13 protein-coding genes and 2 pseudogenes are annotated in these 17,759 nt (G+C 67.7%); 6 read left to right on the forward strand and 9 right to left on the reverse strand.

The features are described 5' to 3' along the window. Positions 1 to 175: 175 nt before the first annotated feature. Positions 176 to 826 (forward strand): DUF4232 domain-containing protein, encoded by a 651-nt coding sequence (locus tag ABZ910_RS10115; RefSeq protein ID WP_361361540.1) that lies wholly within the window; start codon positions 176 to 178, stop codon positions 824 to 826. A 451-nt stretch (positions 827 to 1,277) separates the two neighbouring features. Here the strand turns inward: ABZ910_RS10115 and ABZ910_RS10120 are convergent, their stop codons facing one another. The 4 genes from ABZ910_RS10120 to ABZ910_RS10135 form a co-directional block, all read right to left on the reverse strand. Beyond that, entirely contained in the window at positions 1,278 to 1,592 is a 315-nt protein-coding gene (locus tag ABZ910_RS10120; RefSeq protein WP_361361542.1) for a hypothetical protein, read from the reverse strand. Further along, positions 1,589 to 1,879, reverse strand: a complete 291-nt coding sequence (locus ABZ910_RS10125; RefSeq protein ID WP_361361544.1) for a hypothetical protein — start codon at positions 1,877 to 1,879, stop codon at positions 1,589 to 1,591. Before ABZ910_RS10125 ends, ABZ910_RS10120 begins: the two co-directional genes overlap by 4 nt. 145 nt (positions 1,880 to 2,024) lie before the next feature. Beyond that, the gene (locus ABZ910_RS10130; protein WP_361361812.1) at positions 2,025 to 2,219 is read right to left on the reverse strand and encodes a hypothetical protein; all 195 of its coding nucleotides are present in this window, start codon (positions 2,217 to 2,219) and stop codon (positions 2,025 to 2,027) included. A 101-nt stretch (positions 2,220 to 2,320) separates the two neighbouring features. Next, positions 2,321 to 2,611, reverse strand: a complete 291-nt coding sequence (locus ABZ910_RS10135) for a hypothetical protein (RefSeq protein WP_361361546.1) — start codon at positions 2,609 to 2,611, stop codon at positions 2,321 to 2,323. Between the two features lie 255 nt (positions 2,612 to 2,866). On the opposite strand from ABZ910_RS10135, the gene ABZ910_RS10140 reads away from it, so the two are divergent. Continuing rightward, positions 2,867 to 3,709 (forward strand): helix-turn-helix transcriptional regulator, encoded by an 843-nt coding sequence (locus tag ABZ910_RS10140; RefSeq protein ID WP_361361548.1) that lies wholly within the window; start codon positions 2,867 to 2,869, stop codon positions 3,707 to 3,709. After that, complete coding sequence (locus ABZ910_RS10145; RefSeq protein WP_361361550.1) at positions 3,691 to 3,900, forward strand: DUF397 domain-containing protein; 210 nt, start codon at positions 3,691 to 3,693, stop codon at positions 3,898 to 3,900. Before ABZ910_RS10140 ends, ABZ910_RS10145 begins: the two co-directional genes overlap by 19 nt. A 64-nt stretch (positions 3,901 to 3,964) precedes the next feature. Here ABZ910_RS10145 and pglX read toward each other — a convergent pair. The 4 genes and pseudogenes from pglX to ABZ910_RS10165 all read right to left on the reverse strand — a co-directional run bounded on the left by pglX (position 3,965) and on the right by ABZ910_RS10165 (position 13,557). Beyond that, a pseudogene (gene pglX / locus ABZ910_RS10150) lies at positions 3,965 to 7,587 on the reverse strand (BREX-2 system adenine-specific DNA-methyltransferase PglX). Continuing rightward, a pseudogene (locus tag ABZ910_RS10155) lies at positions 7,584 to 11,706 on the reverse strand (NERD domain-containing protein). Before ABZ910_RS10155 ends, pglX begins: the two co-directional pseudogenes overlap by 4 nt. A 310-nt stretch (positions 11,707 to 12,016) precedes the next feature. After that, positions 12,017 to 13,039 carry an LLM class flavin-dependent oxidoreductase gene (locus tag ABZ910_RS10160; protein WP_361361552.1) on the reverse strand — a complete coding sequence of 341 codons (1,023 nt, stop codon included), beginning with the start codon at positions 13,037 to 13,039 and terminating at the stop codon, positions 12,017 to 12,019. A 98-nt stretch (positions 13,040 to 13,137) separates the two neighbouring features. After that, complete coding sequence (locus ABZ910_RS10165) at positions 13,138 to 13,557, reverse strand: nuclear transport factor 2 family protein (RefSeq protein WP_361361554.1); 420 nt, start codon at positions 13,555 to 13,557, stop codon at positions 13,138 to 13,140. A gap of 213 nt (positions 13,558 to 13,770) precedes the next feature. Between ABZ910_RS10165 and ABZ910_RS10170 the strand changes: the two genes are divergently transcribed. Genes ABZ910_RS10170 through ABZ910_RS10180 form a run of 3 tightly spaced genes read left to right on the forward strand, consistent with a single transcriptional unit; the run spans position 13,771 to position 15,677 of the window. Continuing rightward, positions 13,771 to 14,622: an NmrA/HSCARG family protein gene (locus ABZ910_RS10170; RefSeq protein WP_361361556.1), complete on the forward strand. Its 852-nt coding sequence runs from the start codon at positions 13,771 to 13,773 to the stop codon at positions 14,620 to 14,622. A 23-nt stretch (positions 14,623 to 14,645) separates the two neighbouring features. Continuing rightward, a complete protein-coding gene (locus ABZ910_RS10175; RefSeq protein WP_361361558.1) occupies positions 14,646 to 14,840 on the forward strand; it encodes a hypothetical protein in 195 nt (64 codons plus the stop codon). 60 nt (positions 14,841 to 14,900) lie between these two features. Then, a complete protein-coding gene (locus tag ABZ910_RS10180; RefSeq protein ID WP_361361560.1) occupies positions 14,901 to 15,677 on the forward strand; it encodes a pirin family protein in 777 nt (258 codons plus the stop codon). 148 nt (positions 15,678 to 15,825) lie between these two features. Here the strand turns inward: ABZ910_RS10180 and ABZ910_RS10185 are convergent, their stop codons facing one another. Next, the gene (locus ABZ910_RS10185) at positions 15,826 to 17,355 is read right to left on the reverse strand and encodes a UDP-N-acetylglucosamine 1-carboxyvinyltransferase (protein ID WP_361361562.1); all 1,530 of its coding nucleotides are present in this window, start codon (positions 17,353 to 17,355) and stop codon (positions 15,826 to 15,828) included. Positions 17,356 to 17,759 lie beyond the last annotated feature (404 nt).

Below are 17,759 nucleotides of genomic sequence, written 5' to 3' on the forward strand. Positions count from 1 at the left end.
GGCGCCCGGCATCCGCCCCCGCGGCCCGGCGTGATCATGTCACCAGTCTGTGACAGCGTTGTCCTGGAACGGAGGCGCCGCGTCCGTTCGGCTCACAGGCCCCTCATAGTGATCAGGCGACCACCGGGAGCCGAAACGGCTCCAGTCGCAACTGCTGGTGACCAAAGGGGATTTCATGTTCGGCAACCGTCGCAAGGCCCTCCTCGTCTCCGCCGCCCTCGTCGGTGGAGCCATGCTGATGACCGCATGCCAGGACGGGCAGGCGGCCACGGACACGGGTGCCGCACAGGGCTCTTCGTCCGCCACCCCCGTCGGTGACGCGGCCGGTACGTCGGGGGCGGCGGGCAGCGGTCAGGGCACCGGCAAGGGCTCCGGCTCCAACTCCGGCTCCGCTTCCGGTACCGGAAGCGGCAAGGGGGAGCCGGTCGGGCAGACCTGCGGTGCCAACGACATCTCCTGGAGCACCAAGTCCGAGAGCCAGGCCGGCGGGTACATCCTGATCACCGCCAAGGCGAAGCCGGGGATCACCTGCTACCTGCCCGCCGCGCTTCCGACCGTGGCGTTCGGTTCCGACGGCACCGAGGCGCGTGCCGCGGAGCAGGGCGCCGGCAAGCAGATCAAGCTGAGCGGGAGCGCTGCCGCCTACGCGGGGGTGAACCCGAAGACCACCAAGGAAAACGGTGGCAAGGAGCTGGACTCCATCATCGTTGCCATCGGTGACGACGACCCCAACCCGGTTTCCCTGCCCGTCGGCACCATCACCGTCGACGACCCGATCGTCACCAACTGGCACACCGCCCCGGGGGACGCCGTTCCTCTCGGCTGAACTGACCCGCAGCACGTGATCCGTGCCGGAAACGGCCCACCGCCGGGCGGGCGCTTGAGCGCGGTGGTGACCCAGAGGTCGGGCCCTGGTAGGCGCGGTCGGCGAGGACCGGGACGCCTTGTCGCTTGTGCACCGTGTTCACCCTGATGCGTCGCACGGCGGCGGGGCGCGGTGACGCACACGTCGCGGTGTCATTCACCGAAGCCCTTGAGTCAGTGCTCGCGCCCAGCGGTTCGGTCGAGCGGGTCAGGCCGTGGTAGGGGCGGCTCGCCCCGGATGCTGCGGTCCCGGCGGCTGCGTGAGTTCACCTCCGCCAGAAGGGTGCGCAGGTTCTCGGACTGACTGAGCGGCTGAACATGGGCCGGGTCGGCGTCCCACTCCCGCCCTCCGGAGAGCGGGCGGAGCTGGAGTAGGGGCCCTCGGTGCCGCCCATCGGCTGCTGCACCGGCGTTCAGATTTCGGTACCGCCGCCCGCGAGGCGGACGGGAGAGACGAGCGCGATGCGGATCAGGCCCGGTTCGGGCGGCGGAGCATCGTAGACGTAGGTGACGGTGAGGGCTGGCCGGGTATTCGTGGCTTCGAGACGGGTTGTGTAGATCTTCATGCCGCCGACGGCGCTGCGGGCGCGCCGTCCGAGGGTTGGGGACTTCTCCAGTTCGGCACGCAGGGCCTCGACGGCTTCGAGGGCTCCCCCTCCGATGGCCAGACAACGGTCATATGCCTCACGCGTGATTTCGGCGACGACCGGCTGTTGTTCCTCGGTCATTCGGAGTTCCCTCGGACCGCACGGATGTCGGCGATGGCCGCGGCGAGAGCGGTGTCGAATGCGGGATCCTGTCGGGCGACGACCCGGCCGCGGAACTCCTCCACTAGGCGGACGACACCGGAGAGGTCGGCGGGGTCTGCGTGATTGATCTCGCGAGCGAGCTCGGCCTCGAAGTCGTCGGCGTCGCCAGGAAAGCCGTAGCCCATGACCAGGGCCGCGCGGAGTTCCCCGATGGTGCGCATCGGAGGCAGGTGAGGCGCTTCGGAGGCTGCCGGGTGCGTGGTCATGGCGATGCTGGCTCCTTCTTCACGATGTCGGTTTTCACCGTACCTGGGGCATGCCGCGGTATTCACCTGATCCGGGGTCCTGTCTCTGCTGAGGTGCGGGGGAAGGGGGTGCCGGTGCGCAGGGGCATGCCGGCATGGGCGCGGTCTATGGCGGAGGCTGAACCATCGCACCGTTCGACCCGTTCAAGCCCAACTTGGTCCGGCTGTGGTCATTGGCTTCGGCGAGGCGGGCGTGCAGCAGCTCGGCCGGGGTGAGCGGCTGGATGTGATGCGGATCGACGTCCCACTCCCGGCCGCCGGAGAGGGGGCGGAGCTGGAGATACGGTCCCTCGTGGCCCATGACGACGCCGACGCGGTCGCGGGTGGTGTCGCGTACGGCGGTGCCGGGCGGCGGAGGGGGAGGCGCGGGCTCGGGTGTGGGGCCGGCCGGGCCCGTGGTGGTCATCGAGCGGCGCCCTTGGCGATGGCGGCGGCGAGGGCCAGGGCGACCGGGGCGGAGCAGACGCCGAGGTGGACGAGGGCGTAGCGGGCGCTGGCGGGGGTGCGGGCGTAGTCGTCCTCGGCGTTCTCGTCGCCCTGGGCTGTAGGGCGCTCCGGATCATCGGGGAGCGGGTCACCCCACGGCGTACGGACGTCCATCGAAGGGAGCTGGATGCCGGCCTGGGTGAGGGCGGTGGCGAGGGCATCGCGGGCGGCGGTGGCTTCCTGGAGCTTGGGGGTGGGCTTGGGCATGGGTTCCCCTTCGGCGGGCGGGAGTTGGCGTTGCGCCTGGATTCGTGTTTCGACTGCGGCTTTCGTGCTGCGTGAATTACGGTGAGTAGCCGATGCGTTACGAGGATGCCGCCTGGAGAGGGCGGACCGCGTGGTTGGCGCGGTCTCGTTCCCCGTCGGGCGGCGCACGTTCCACAAATTCCACAGGGAGGTCGTGGGCGTGCGGGCAGGTGTGTACGGGTGCAGGTACGTGTGTGTGCGTTGGAGGGAGCCGCGATGCCGCAGCGACGCGTCGTCACGGGCCGCAGTCAGGAACCGCGCCAACGGTTCGCCGAGGAGTTACGGCAGTTGCGGGCCGTGCGGGGAGAGAGCCTGCGGCAGCTGGGGGAGCGGCTGGGGTGGGACTGGTCGCTGTTCGGCAAGATGGAGAAGGGGGAGACGCTGGGCGGCCCCGAGGTCGTTCAGGCGTTGGATACGTACTTCGGAACGCCGGGGATGCTGCTGGCGTTGTGGGAGCTGGCGCGGGCGGACAAGTCCCAGTTCCGGGAGCAGTATCGGCAGTACATGGTGCTGGAGGCTGAGGCGGTTAGCCTGTGGCACTTTGCGGTGAGTGTGTTGCCGGGGCTGCTTCAGACGTCGGGGTATGCACGAGAGGTTCTGGTTACGGGTGGGCTCAAGGGAGCTGAGCTGGACCAGCAGGTCGAGGCTCGGATGGGCCGACGCGAGCTGCTGGAGGGGGTGGAGGCGCCGCCGTTCCGGACGATCCTCTCGGAGGCCGCGCTGCTCACCCCGCTGCGGGACGCGGGCGAGTGGCGTGCGCAGTTGGAGCACCTGTTGGAGATGTCAGATCGCGACAATGTGACAGTCCATGTCCTGCAGAACAACGCCGGACTGCATGCTCTGTTGGGCTTCGACGTGTGGTGTCTGCTTCTGCCCGACGGCCGGACTGTTGCGTATACCGAGAACGGGTACAGGGGTGAACTCATCGGAGAAACAGCACCAGTTGTGAGCCTTCAGAAGGCGTACGATTCGGTGCGCGACATGGCACTGTCCCCAGCCGAGTCGCGGAACTACATCTTGCGCAAGTTGGAGGAAGTGCCATGCGGATCGTCGACTTGAGCGCTGCTTCGTGGCGCAAGAGCAGTTACAGCAACCAGGACGGTGGCGCATGCATCGAGGTCTCCGACGACTTCGCCACTGTCGTTCCCGTACGTGACAGCAAGCACGCTCACGGCCATGTGATTACGTTCCCGTCCGACGGCTGGGCCACGTTCGTGTCTGCCGTGAAGCGTGGTGAGCTGGGCGCCTGACGGGCGCAGTGGCACACGCGACGGCCCCACACTCACCGACTGGGTGAGCGTGGGGCCGTCGGTGTTACTTCTTGGTGGTACGGCGTCCACGGGTCGCCGCAGCCGGACGCCACGCCCTCAGATCCTCATCCGTCAGGCCGTGCTCGCCCTGGGCCATCTGCCGGTCACCCTTGATGAAGACGGCAGGTGAGACACCGAAGGTCGGGTCGACCTCGCTGTGCCACTGGTCGAGCCACGGCTGAAGTTCCAGGAGTCCGGCGAGGAACGGTGTCACATCCTCGGTGCTCATGGCCTCGCGGGTGGCGATGTACGTGTCGATAGCGTAAGCCTGCTCGCGGTGGTCCCAGCCGGCCCAGCCGTAAAGCCCGGGGCTAGGGGCGTTGGCGTTCCCGTACGAGATGAAGCGCTCCTTGGGCACGTCGAGCTTGCCGCGGGCTCGCCAGAAGGAGGGGCGTAGGAAGTCGGCGGAGGTGTACTTCGGCGGTACGGGGATGGAGTTCCGGATCTTCATCTTGGCAGGCTCGTCAGGCGCGGCGTCCTCCTGGCGCTGAAGATCCCAGACGTGCTCCCAGTCCTCGCGCTTCTTCAGCCCGGAGGGCTTGTAGCGCAGGGCGGCGAGGAACGGCACGTGCTCGTCGGGCATCAACTCGGCAACGACGACAGGCAGTTCCTTGCGAGGGGCGTAGATCTTGGCAACGGAGACGAAGTCCTCGTCGCGAGAGAGGATGTCGGTAAGCCGGGAAAGGGTGATGAGGGCGGGCATCCCGTTCTCGTCGTACCAGTGCTCCCGCTTCTCGATCCGATCGAGCAGCCAGGACCGCAGGGCCTTCTCCTGGAGTACGTCCCAACCCTCGGTGGCCCAACGCCGCTTGTACTCGGGCCGCTCGATCATGCCGATGGCCTGGCTGGACTCGATGGCGTCGATCCGCTTCTGCACGACCTCACGGTAGGCGGCGGGCCAGTGGGCCGGGATCTCCGTGATGGGCGTGGACCCGTGCCGCTTGAACCACTCGTCACTGGCCTCGCCAGCGGCCACGCGCCGAGCGAGGACAATCTCGAACGCCCGTTGGCCGAGGTTGAGTTGGGGGATTTCGGGGGAGTTGGGGTCCTCGGAGGCGCGGAGGTCTTCGGGGTGCAGGTTGTAGAGCGAGTAGACCTGCCAGTCCAGCTCCTCTTGGAGGGCGATCATTCGGGCGCGGACGGAACGCCAGGCGTCACGGGCTTTGCGGAGGGCCAGGGTAGTCGGAGCGGCTTCCACTAAGAGGCTGGCGGGGCTCAGTGTTGTGAGCTCCTGGGAGAGATTGTCGATCTCGACGGTCAGGTCGACAGGGAATTGCAGCGGAAGCGGGCATCTTTCCACGTTGCCGCCGTTGAATTGGTAGCTCCAAGACCAAGGTTGGTCGGATTCCCCTCCGCCTGACTCTGGGCTGCCGCCCTTCTTGTGGCAATTCATCTTGAGCCACAATGCTGCCGTGGAGCTGTTCAATACCCCAACCAGCTGCAGGTGTTCTGCTTCGGTAGCATCGACACTGAGCTTTATGACAGGCGCTGTTTGCTTGAAGACCTTGCCGCCCCTGTCGAGAGTGAAGTGGTTGTGCGTAGCAACTTCGGCGAATGTGACAGCCCATTCATGAGCGTCAACATCTTTTGGGAGTTGATGCCATTCCCACCAAGGTCGATGGGCCGCGTAGTAAGTCCCTCCGGAGAAGGTTGCTCGGTTGCCGAGCTCGGTCCGGTATGGCCACAGACCTGGCGCCTCAGCGATTGCCGGTGGCAGTTGTGCCAGAGATCTATCCGAAGAGTAGGGGTAGAAGACCTGATTGCTGGTTGAGGCAGTCCAGTCTCGAACCTCTTCCCCGGCGGTGATCTGGCGAACGAAGCTGGCAAACTCGGCTGGCCATGCTCGACGTGCCCGGATCATTACGTCATCTGCATGAGTCATTCCGACAAATCCGATGCGCGCTGCCCGCTCCCTCAGCGTGCAGATGGAGTGCCGACTGACAGCATCGCTTAGTTCTTGGCCTCCGTCGACCAGAATCCACGGCCGCTTTCTGAAGTAGCGCTTCCGCTCCAAGTCATCAACGGAGACCCACTGGCTGACCGACCCCGGCTTGTCAATCTGCTGCTTGATGGCATTCCAAACCAGCCCTTCCCCGTTTTCCGGCGCAGAAGGCTCCCCTTGGATGCTGCGCACCGTTCGGACTGTAACTGCACGGCTGGATCCCCCGTGGCGCCTGCCGATGAGGATGATGGTTGGGGTTCCGTGCCCCGGAATGTAGGCACCGGAGGTATCAATGACTTCTGTTAGCTCTACTTCGTGGCCGAAGTAAGTTTCGGTCAGTCGTGTCCCGAATTCCCGTTTCATGAAGGAATTGGCGGTGATTTGCCCGACCGAGCCATATCCGAGACTGCTCTCGGTATCTCCGACCTTCGCAAGCTCAAAGAATCGCTGTGCGAACGGAACCGATAGCGCATATGTCCCTGTGCATGCGTCATAAAGTCCCCGATAAAGCTCATTGAGCTTCTTGTCCTTAACCGTTATATAAGATTCCCCACCACCACGTGATACCGCCCCGGCGTCAAAATATCCGGGTGTTCATGCACATCCTCAGTCTCATACTTGAAGTCGGCGAGTTCGTCCGCGCCCTCCTCCACAAGCCCGTCAAACAAGTTGCCCTGCTTGTGCCGGTGCTTGATGAGAGAGTCACCCACCGCCAGATGAATCGGCCACTCATACTTCCCGGCCTCGGCCATGCTGGTCACCCCACTCGCAGCCATAGCCGCCACCAATAACCGGAACCGAGCAATAGCCACAGCGAACGGATTCAGGTCCACCCCGTGCACCGAATCCAGCGCAGCCCGCACCCGCTCGTGAACATCCCGCCCAGGCTGCCCTTCCCCCCACAGCCGAACCAGCCGCCGAAACGCGCCCAGCACGAAGTGACCCGACCCGCACGTGGGGTCGATCATCTTCAGGCCCTCGTAGCCGAACTCCCGCACCGCCGGATCCATGGTCCGGTCGAGGATGAACTCCTCAACGAACTCCGGCGTTTGAAGCAGCGCGTACGTCTTACGAGCCGCCTCGCTCAAGTCCTGATACAGGTCACCCAGGAACCGCGTGTCCCAGCCTCGCGTGCCGTCGCCGTCCTTCTCCAGCGGGTCGGTGAAGTCGTGCACCAGCGCGCCTGACTCGTCCCGCTCCCGCCAGAAGTTCACCAACTCCTGCGCACCGTCATGGGAAAGGGGTATCTGGTACAGCGGGTTGTGCCTGCGGTCGAACAGCAGCCGACCCGCCTGCCCCGACCCCAACTCCGCGAACGCCAGCTCAAGCCAGCCGCGGTACGTCGGGTCCGGCGAGCTCGACACGTACTCGTCGAAGCGGGCACGCGCCAGCTCACGCTCGTCGTCGTCCGGTGCCGTGACGTACGGCTCGGGGATGAGGCCGTTGTCCTCGCAGAAGCGTATGAAGACCGTGCCCAGCACCCACGCCACCGCGACCTGCGTGACGCGCTCGTCGAGCCACGAGTTCCACGTCGCCCCCGTACGGCCCAGCTTGCGGGCCTTCTCGTACTCGAACCTCAGGCGCGTTCCGACCTCGGTGATCGCCCTCACCTGTTGGCCGAGGTCGGTCTCGACCGCCTTGACCTGCTTCTTCAAGTCCTCTAACAGGGCCTTGCGGTCGATCACTTGTCGTCTCCCTCGCTCAGTTCCCCACCCACGACGGACCGGTGGGCGTTGTTCACCCACGAGTCCGGAAGTTCGATCCACTCGCTCAGGCCGGCCTGATACGGCACCGCCACCTGCCCGAGCCTCGGCTCGCGCGCCGGGTCGCCCTGCGGCACCAGCAGCCACAGCCCGCGCCCGCCCTGCCGAGCGACCTCCGCCAGCCGGTCCAGGACGCCCATCGCGTCGTACCGCGAGAACACGGCCGCGTCCGTCAGGAGCACCGGACCCGAAGCCGCACCCGCCACAGCCCCCGCACCCTCCAGAAGCTCCCGCACCCGAGGCTCCACCGCCCCCCAAGCCGTCCGCGCGTACTCCGCGAACTTCACCGCTCCCCGCGAACCGGGCTCCGCCACATCCGCCTTGAGCAGCGTCCCCCACGTCGGCTTGGTCCCCGGCGGGACGAGCGCGTGCATCGCCTCCAGGAACAGCTCCGTCACCGAGACGACCTCCGCCCCGGTGCGGTCCGCGCGGCCCAACTGCTCCACCGCCGTGCGGGAACGCTCGACCCGCACCGTCAGCACCCGGTAGCCGTCCCGCCGCGCCGACGCCGCCAGGCGTTCCTCCGCACGGACCGCCCCCGCCAGGGTCGGGTCGTCGGAGTACCGCGTTATCGCGCCCACGTCCGTCGTCCGTCGACCGGCGCGCGTCGTCACGTAGCTCGACGCGTTGTCCATCCGGGTCGGCAGGTAGCGCAGCGTCTTCTCGCCCTCGTGGGTCGAGAGGGCCAGGTCGAAACCCGCGTCCCGCAGGGCCTTGGTGAGGGCGCCGCCGAGCGGCAGGTCGTGCGTGACGCCACCCCGGCCGTCGGGGACGACCAGCTTCGGGAAGCGCGCCCGTATCCGCTCGTGGACGGCGTCGGGCGTCAGGCCCGGCTGGAGCCCTTCCCGCATGCCCGGCGTGAGCCGGACCAGGCCCGCCTGCGTCAGCCGCAACGCCCGTACGAGAGACAGGTCGCGCGGGTAGATCTCCAGGCGAGGCGTCGCCGCCGCGTTGAGCGAGGCCGCCGCGGCCAGCTCCACCAGGCGGCGTTCGTCCCACTCGATCGCGCCCGGCGGCGGGGTGAGCGTCGTCAGTTCGCCGAGCACGGTGGCCGCCGTCGGCAGCGTGTCCAGCTTGGCCAGGGCATCGGCCTTCCTGCCCAGCCGCATCGCGTAGTCCAGGAGACCCGGAGCCGTCGGGGTGTCCGGCGGGTCGCCGGGCGTGCCTGCCTCCTCGTCCGCCTCGCGGACGTCCAGTGCGAGCAGGCCCGCGCCCAGGGACTCCTCCGTCGCCCTCCGGTTGGGTATGTGCTGGAACTGGGCGCTCTCCGGGTCGAGTTGCTCGACCTGCACGACCGCACGCACCGCCGCCAGGGCCAGCGCGCGCCGCTGCTCGCGCTCGGCGAGCTGGGTGCCCCGGCGCACCGCCAACGCGTCGGCGATCTCCGCCGCCGAGGCGACCCGGCCCAGGCCCTCCAGCAGCTCGATGATCTCCGCGCGCAGCGCCTGCACCGCCGGGTGCTTCTTCCAGCGCTTGCGTTCCTCCTTCATCAGCCGCGACACCTGGGGCGCCGACTGGCCGATCCGGTCGGCCACGTCCTTCTGGAACGGCCATACCCCGATGTCGGGCAACTCGCCGCGCTCGTCAGGCATGCGCAGCAGGAGGCTCACGGTCTCGACCTTGTCGCGGTTGGCGCCGTTGTTGTTCAGTTCCGGGACGAAGAGCGTGGCCAGGGTGTCCAGGCTTAGTCCGCGCAGGGGCGATCCGGGCCGGGTGCCGGCTGCCTCGCCGGTCGGCGGCGCACCGGCCACGGCGGACTCCGCGCCCGTCACCTGCTCCAGTTCCTCCTTGCTCTCCGCCCGGCCCTTCGGCGTCAGCGGCGACACCGGTGCCGTTCGCAGAAGTTGGCCCCACTCGCGCTGGCGGCGCTGCAACTCGGCGCGGGTCGTTCGAGTCGTACGCGGTGCGCGTCAGCGTGCCGATGAACGGGTCCAGGTAGCCGTCGGTGCCCGCCTCGTAGTCCTTGGCCGGGTAGCCCGCCAACGAGAAGTCGATCAGCACCAGTTCGCGGGTGCGGTTCGGGCGGACGCGGATGGCGATGTTGTCCGGCTTGATGTCGCGGTGCCAGACGCCCTCGCCCTCCAGGAAGTCCACGGCGCCGAAGAGGTAGTCGCCGTACGCCTCCAGCTGGTCCATGGACAGACGGCCCTGTTCGCGCAGTTGGCGCGCGACGGTCTCCTCACGGCGGCGCGTGCGGCTGCCGCCGGACTCGGCCTCCTCGGCCGACTCCTCGCGCTCGTCGCCGACGTACTCCAGGACGAGGACGGTACGGCCGCCGATGCGCAGCGGCTCCGGCTCGACCAGGCGGATCACGCGGGAATCGGGGCGCAGCCGGCCCATCACCTCGGCCTCGCGGGTGAGGATCTCGCCGCGCGCGTCGGTCAGTGCCACCTTCAGCACGGCGAACGTACGGTTCCTGCGGGCCTCCGCCTCTAGGTCGCGGACGAGGAAGGCGCGACTGGTGGAGCCGGTGCCGAGGCGGCGCAGTACCTCCCAACGGCCCGCGAGGACATCGCCCTTGGCCGCCTCCAAGGGGTCCTTCTCGGGCGTCTCGGGGACGGCGGCCGGTGCGGTCAGCGCGTCCTCGACGCACTCCAGCATCTCCAGGAACTCGTCGACCGTGGACAGCCGTTGCTCGGGACGGTACGCGGTGGCCGCCTGCACGAGGTCGTCGATGTCCTCCGACAGATCGTCCACCAGCGAGCTGGGCCGCAGGCCCTCGCCGGCCTCCAGCCGGGCCAGCAACTCGGCCTGGCTCGCGGCCGGGGCCTTGCCGGTCACGAGGAGGTACGTGAGGACGCCGAGTCCGTACACGTCCAGATACACCGGGTCGGCCTTGAGGGCGGTCAACTCGGGGGCGAGGTACGGGTCCGCGTCGTCGGACAGGTGCAGTGCGGACAGCGCCGTGGGTGCGAACCGCGTCATGCCGTGGCCGGTGCCGCGCTGCGTCGCTATCTGCCAGTCGGATATCTGCAGGTGAGGGGTGAGCCAGGCGGCCTCCTCGCCGTTCGCGTCGCCGCGGGGGCGGCGGCCGCGCGGTACGACGTGCACGGAGCGGGCGGCCAGCGCGCGGTGGTAGATGCGGCTGGAGTGGGCCGACCGCATCGTCTCCGCCAGCTGCCGCACCAGTGCCATGCGGCCGAAGACGTCGAGCTTCGCACCGTACTGGAGCAGGTAGTCGTCCAGGCGGAGGGTCCCCGGGTGGTAGTCGAAGATCAGGGCCGGTCCCGCGGAGTGCCCCGAGGGGTCGTACTGCTTGAGCTGGACCACGCCGGGGTGCTTGAAGCGGCGCAGGACCGCCGCCTCGCGCCGTGCCGCGTTCTCCACGGACTGCCGCATGGCGGCGTCGGAGCCGCGCTCACGCAGATAGATGCGCACGCGCGCGGTCTCCGGTAACTCGCTGTGCCGGGCCGAGTAGTCGGCCCAAGTCCGGCCGGTGTCCAACGCCTTGCGTTCGAGGAGATAGGGGCCGACCTTGTACTCGGCGTCGCTGCGCCGGATGCCGACCCGTTCCAGCGCGGCCTTGATCTCGCGGGAGTCGATCGCGGTGATCCGATGGCGTGCGTCGCGCGGCGGCTGCTTCAGCATGGCCACCAGGTCGTCGACCTTGTACACGCCGTTCTGGTCGTGGGCCGTGAGGCGTATGCGCAGGGAGCCCTCGGTGAAGCAGACGGCCTCACCGACCCACACCCGCTTGCCGTTCTGGCCGAGCAGGCCGGCCAGTTCCTTCGCCTTCTTGTTGACCAGGTGCAGCGGATTGCCGTGCGGGGCGCGGCGGCCGCCCGGCGTGATCTGCACCCAGGTGCCGTTCTCATGGGTGACCGAGCCGTGCCAGTTCTTCAGCTCGATCATGTAGACGCCACCAGGGGCGACGACGAGGAGGTCCACCTCGCGGACGTGCCCCGTGGTGGCGGTGAACGTGAAGTTCGACCAGGCACGCCACGGGTCGGAGTCGGGCAGCCTCTCCCGGATGGCCTCCAGCCCCCGGCGCTCGTGCTCGAACTCGGAGTCAGTGACGGTGCTCCACCGGCCGTCCCGCATGCGTTGCCCCCACCTCTTGAACGTCGTGAACGGCCCCCCTGGCCCACTGTCTGCCCGTAACACGCCGGTCAGGCGGTGATGGTTCGGTGAAATGTCGGTGACGGGTCCGGCACCGGAGAAGCCGCGGGTCGAGGAGCTGGGCGGCTTGCGGTGAACCTCGACCCGACCGCCTTCCCCGAGTCTCACCGCGGGACGGCGCCCCAGCTGGGCCCGAGCCCAGGCACAAGGTCGGCACAAGGTCGCCCCCGACGGTCGGCTCCGTGGGCACCGACCGTCGGTCACGACTTCTCGAGTCCCCGCCGAGTGACGGTCAGCGCCAGCCGAGTGCCGGGGCGACGTGGGTGAGGATGCTCTCCAGTACGTGCGTGTTGTAGGCGACGCCGAGCTGGTTGGGCACGGTCAGCAGCAGCGTGTCGGCCTCCTGGATCGCCTCGTCCTCGGCCAGCTGCTTCACCAGGACGTCGGGCTCGGCGGCGTACGTACGGCCGAAGATCGCCCGCGTCTTGGCGTCGATGTTGCCGACGTGGTCGCTACTGTCGCCGTCGCGTCCGAAGTACGCGCGGTCCCGGTCGTCGGTGAGCGCGAAGATGCTCCGCGACACCGAGACGCGCGGCTCGCGCTCCCAGCCCGCCTCGGCCCACGCCTCGCGGAACGCCCGGATCTGTGCCGCCTGCTGCACGTGGAACGGTGCCCCGCCCTCGTCGTCCTTGAGGGTCGAGCTCATCAGGTTCATGCCGAGCTTGGCCGCCCAGGACGCGGTCGCGTTGGAGCTCGCGCCCCACCAGATCCGCTCCCGCAGCCCTTCGGAGTGCGGCTCGATGCGCAGCAGCCCCGGCGGGTTGGCGAACATGGGGCGCGGGTTCGGCTGGGCGAAGCCCTTGCCCTGGAGCACCGTCAGCAGCACCTCGGTGTGCTTGCGGGCCATGTCGCCGTCGGTGTCGCCCTCGCTCGGCTCGTAGCCGAAGTACCGCCATCCGTCGATGACCTGCTCCGGGGATCCACGGCTCACGCCGAGCTGGAGCCTGCCGCCGGAGATGAGATCCGCGGCGCCGGCGTCCTCGGCCATGTACATCGGGTTCTCGTAGCGCATGTCGATCACGCCAGTACCGATCTCGATACGTGACGTCTTCGCGCCGATCGCGGCGAGCAGCGGGAACGGTGAGCCGAGCTGCTGGGCGAAGTGGTGGACCCGGAAGTAGGCGCCGTCGGCACCGAGCTCCTCGGCCGCCACGGCCAGGTCGATGGACTGCAGCAGGGTGTCCGAGGCCGTCGGGGTCTGGGAGTGCGGCGTGTCGGACCAGTGGCCGAAGGAGAGGAATCCGATGCGTTTCATGTCCCGGCAACACCAGGCCGAACTAATTGATTCCTAAACTACCAAGGCGCCGCTACAGGGATGCGACCACTGGGCGCGTCACGCATACGACCGGTCCGTCACACGCCGAGCACGGTCATCGTGCGCTGCTCGAACAGCCACTCCCCGTCGACTCGCACGACCCGGTCCTCGAACTCGGCGACGGCGGCGACACGCGGCGTGCCTCTCTTCGGAGGCGCGACGGACGTGATGACCAGATAGCTCCACACCCTCGCGGTGTTGTCATCGATCTTCGTGATGAGGTGGTTCACCGTGTAGTGCCGGTTGCCGAGCCGCTCGGCCTCGAAGTCGAGCAGCCACTGCGCGAGCGCGTCGCGTCCCTGTGTGACGCCCGTGAAGTTCTCGAGCTTGCCGTCCTCGGTGAACGTCTCGGCGAATCCTCGCAGGTCACCGTGGTCGACGGCGTTCCAGTAACGGGCTGCCAATTCCAGAATGGCGAGCTGGTCCTCGGCGCTGAGCCGCTCGGCGGCACCACTCACGGAATACCTCCCTGGACCTACTCGAAAAGTCTCGGCGCCGTCCCGCTCCCCCGCAAACGGACGGCGGCGAAGAGGAGTGGCACGAGGAGTAGCACAGGGCGAAGCATCGCCGAATCGGGCATAACGTGCCCATAGCGGATGAAGAGCGGGAGCTGGACCCGCCTCCGCGTTCGGCACTCGACCGCTTTCGACCTGGAAAGTAGGTAGGTGAGCATGAATCAGCCTGTGGCGGTCCTGGGCGCGACCGGGGGCCAGGGTGGTGCGGTTGTCCAGGCTCTGCTGGCGGAGGGTGTGCCGGTGCGGGCAGTCGTGCGTTCGCCCCGTTCGGCACGGGCGAGAGCGCTGCAGGAGCGAGGAGTGGACGTGGTGCCCGGCGACCTCGAGGACGCGGACAGCCTCGTTCCCGCCTTCACCGGTGTGCGAGCGGTGTTCGCCGTCACCACGCCGTTCGAGGAAGGAGTGGAGGCCGAGGTCCGGCAGGGCAGATCGATCGTCGCGGCAGCTGTCAGGGCTCAGGTGCCGCACCTGGTCTTCTCGTCGGTGGCCGGAGCCGACCGTGACTCCGGGGTGCCGCACTTCCAGAGCAAGTACCTCATCGAGACGATGATCGGTGAGACGCGACTCCCCTGGACGGTGATCGGGCCCACCTACTTCTTCGACAACATCCGTGGTGACACGGAAAACCTGCTGAACGGCCTTCTTCCCCTTCCGCTGGAGCCGGAGCAGCGCCTTCAGCAGTCGGCCCGGCCGGATCTGGGGGCCTTCGTCGCACACGTGATCAAGAATCCCGAGCCCCATCTGGGCATGCGGATCGAGATCGCCTCCGACGATCCGACTCTGGCGCAGATGGCCGAGGACGTGGCACGCGTTCTGGGACGGTCCGTGCAGCCCGTGACCGTGCCGGTTTCCGACGTCTACGCCTCCAGCGCCGACATGGGTGCGATGTGGGACTTCCTGCACAGCGAGGGGTACCGGGTCGACATTCCGGCCCTCAAGGCGTCGTATCCGTCCGTGCGCTGGACGAGTTTCGCCTCATGGATCGAAGAGGCGTTCACTCACGCATGATCCATCCATCACCGGGAGCAGGAATGTCGGACGACCTTCGGTACAAGATGCTGATGGCGCTCAGCGCGGCGGACCTCGGTGGTCCCGTGTGTGAACAGGTGGCCGAGATCTGTGCCGAGATCGCCGAGCAGCACTGTCGGCAGTTGCATGTGCCGGGCACGGCTCTGGAGAACGTCCCTGAGGTCGTCGTACCGCCCGATGCCAGAAGCAGCCGCTGAGAAACCGGACGAGTGTCCAGATCACCAGGATTCCAGAACACCAGGAGAGTTGAGGACATCATGGGGTCTCCGGCCTTGCAGCCGACCGTCGACGTCAGGCGCGCCTCGGACCGTTTCGCGACGGAGCTGTCGTGGCTCCGCTCCAGGCACTCCTTCTCGTTCTCGGAACACTTCGACCCGAACAACACCCACCACGGGCTGCTGTTGGTGAACAACGACGACGTCGTCACCTCGGGGCAGGGATTCGAGACCCACCCCCACCAGGACATGGAGATCGTGACGTGGGTGCTGCGTGGCTCTCTCGTCCACCAGGACTCGACCGGCCACTCCGGGGTGATCTACCCGGGACTCGCGCAGAGGATGAGCGCCGGGACCGGGATTCTCCACTCCGAGAAGAATGACGCATGGCGCCTGCAGGGCACGGAGAACACCAACGAACCCGTCCACTTCATTCAGATGTGGGTGGCCCCTGACGAATCCCGCATCAAGCCGGGGTACGAACAACTGGAACTGCCCGACGACTTGCTCCGCGGCAAGCTGGCCGTCGTGGCATCCGGAATGGAACGTGACGCCGACGCCACAGCCATTCGCATCAAGAACAAGTACGCGGCATTGCACGTCGCGCGGCTGAGCGAGAACCAAGCCGTCGAGATTCCGGACGCACCGTTCACCCACCTCTTCGTGGCGCGAGGATCGGTGGACATGGAAGAGACCGGGCAGCTCTACGAGGGCGACGCCGTACGCCTCACGGCGACCGGTGGCCAACGCGTCCGGGCCCTCTCCCACGAGACCGAGATCCTGGTCTGGGAGATGCATGCCACCGTGACGGGTTGGTAGCCCCGACGCTCCGCTCCACCCGCGCCTGCGCCCACCGAAGACGGACACCACGCGGCCGGCACGCTGCCTGCTGATCCGCCACCCCCTCCCATCCGGCGCACACAGGTGTCGTGCCCCCTTGCCTCCAGGGGGCACGACACCGCGCCGTTCAGATGTCCCGGAAGATCTCGATCTGCGCCCCGATCGAGTTCAGGCGCTCGGCGAGATCCTCGTAACCCCGGTTGATGACATACACGTTGCGCAGCACGGACGTGCCCTCGGCCGCCATCATCGCCAGCAGCACGACCACCGCGGGACGCAGCGCCGGCGGGCACATCATCTCGGCCGCGCGCCAGCGGGTCGGACCCTCGACCAACACCCGGTGCGGGTCGAGGAGTTGGAGGCGGCCGCCGAGGCGGTTGAGGTCGGTCAGGTAGATCGCGCGGTTGTCGTAGACCCAGTCGTGGATCAGGGTCTGGCCCTGTGCGACCGCCGCGATGGCCGCGAAGAACGGCACGTTGTCGATGTTCAGCCCGGGGAACGGCATCGGGTGGATCTTGTCGATCGGCGCCTCCAGCTTGGAGGGACGTACGGTCAGATCCACCAGCCGCGTACGGCCGTTGTCGGCGAAGTACTCCTTGGTGCGGTCGTGGTCGAGGCCCATCTCCTCCAGGACCGCGAGTTCGATCTCCAGGAACTCGATGGGGACGCGCCGCACCGTCAGCTCCGACTCCGTCACCACCGCGGCGGCCACCAGGCTCATCGCCTCGACCGGGTCCTCGGACGGGGAGTAGTCCACGTCGGCGTCGATGTTCGGGACGCCGTGGACGGTGAGCGTGGTGGTGCCGATGCCCTCGACGCGGACGCCCAGCGCCTCCAGGAAGAAGCAGAGGTCCTGGACCATGTAGTTGGAGGACGCATTGCGGATGACCGTGACGCCGTCGTGGCGGGCGGCGGCCAGCAGCGCGTTCTCGGTGACCGTGTCCCCGCGCTCGGTCAGCACGATCGGACGGCTGGGGCGTACCGAGCGGTCCACCACGGCGTGGTACTGGCCCTCGGTGGCGGCGACCTCCAGGCCGAACCGGCGCAGCGCGATCATGTGCGGCTCGATGGTCCGCGTGCCGAGGTCGCAGCCGCCGGCGTACGGCAGCTTGAACTGGTCCATACGGTGCAGCAGCGGGCCGAGGAACATGATGATGGAGCGCGTGCGTACGGCCGCCTCGGCGTCGATCGACTCGAGCTCCAGCTCGGCCGGCGGCACGATCTCCAGGTCGACCCCGTCGTTGATCCACCGGGTGCGCACGCCGATCGAGCCGAGCACCTCCAGAAGGCGGTACACCTCCTCGATGCGGGCGACGCGGCGCAGCACCGTGCGCCCCTTGTTGAGGAGCGAGGCGCACAGCAGGGCGACGCACGCGTTCTTGCTCGTCTTCACGTCGATGGCACCGGACAGCCGGCGGCCGCCGACCACCCGCAGGTGCATCGGGCCCGCGTAGCCCAGTGAGACGATTTCGCTGTCCAGGGCTTCACCGATTCGGGCGATCATCTCAAGGCTGATGTTTTGGTTGCCGCGCTCGATGCGATTGACGGCGCTCTGGCTGGTGCCGAGCGCCTCCGCGAGCTGGGCCTGTGTCCAGCCCCGGTGCTGTCGCGCGTCACGGATGAGCTTGCCGATACGTACGAGGTAGTCGTCTGACATGAGGGTGAGGCTATCTCAGATATGAGATGGCGCCTCTTGTGGGGTCCGTGTGGGTGACGGGGCGTCAGTCATTCCTGGTGGTACGGGGGTAGTGCCATCCGAGAGGTGTCAGTTCGTCACGCATTTTAGTGCGATGTCATGTGGTGTCGTGTGAAAGGCGGGCATAGCGGCCTTAGGGGAGGAGTGGGGCATTGAGGGGGTGGCTGTCGCGTGAGCGCGTAGGCGGGGCGCCCGTGTGGGCGGGCGGCCGTCTCGCCGCACGGGCCGGGCATGACCATCCCGGCCCCCATGTACTACAGTTATCTCGACATCGAGATATCTGCCGAGGCGCACCACGGCCGCCATCCGGTAAGGGTCACCTAACTTAGCCTTACCTTAGCGGACGGGCTCAAGAGACATGGCGG

It is taken from the genome of Streptomyces sp. NPDC046805, from assembly GCF_040645355.1.
Taxonomy (GTDB): Bacteria; Actinomycetota; Actinomycetes; order Streptomycetales; family Streptomycetaceae; genus Streptomyces.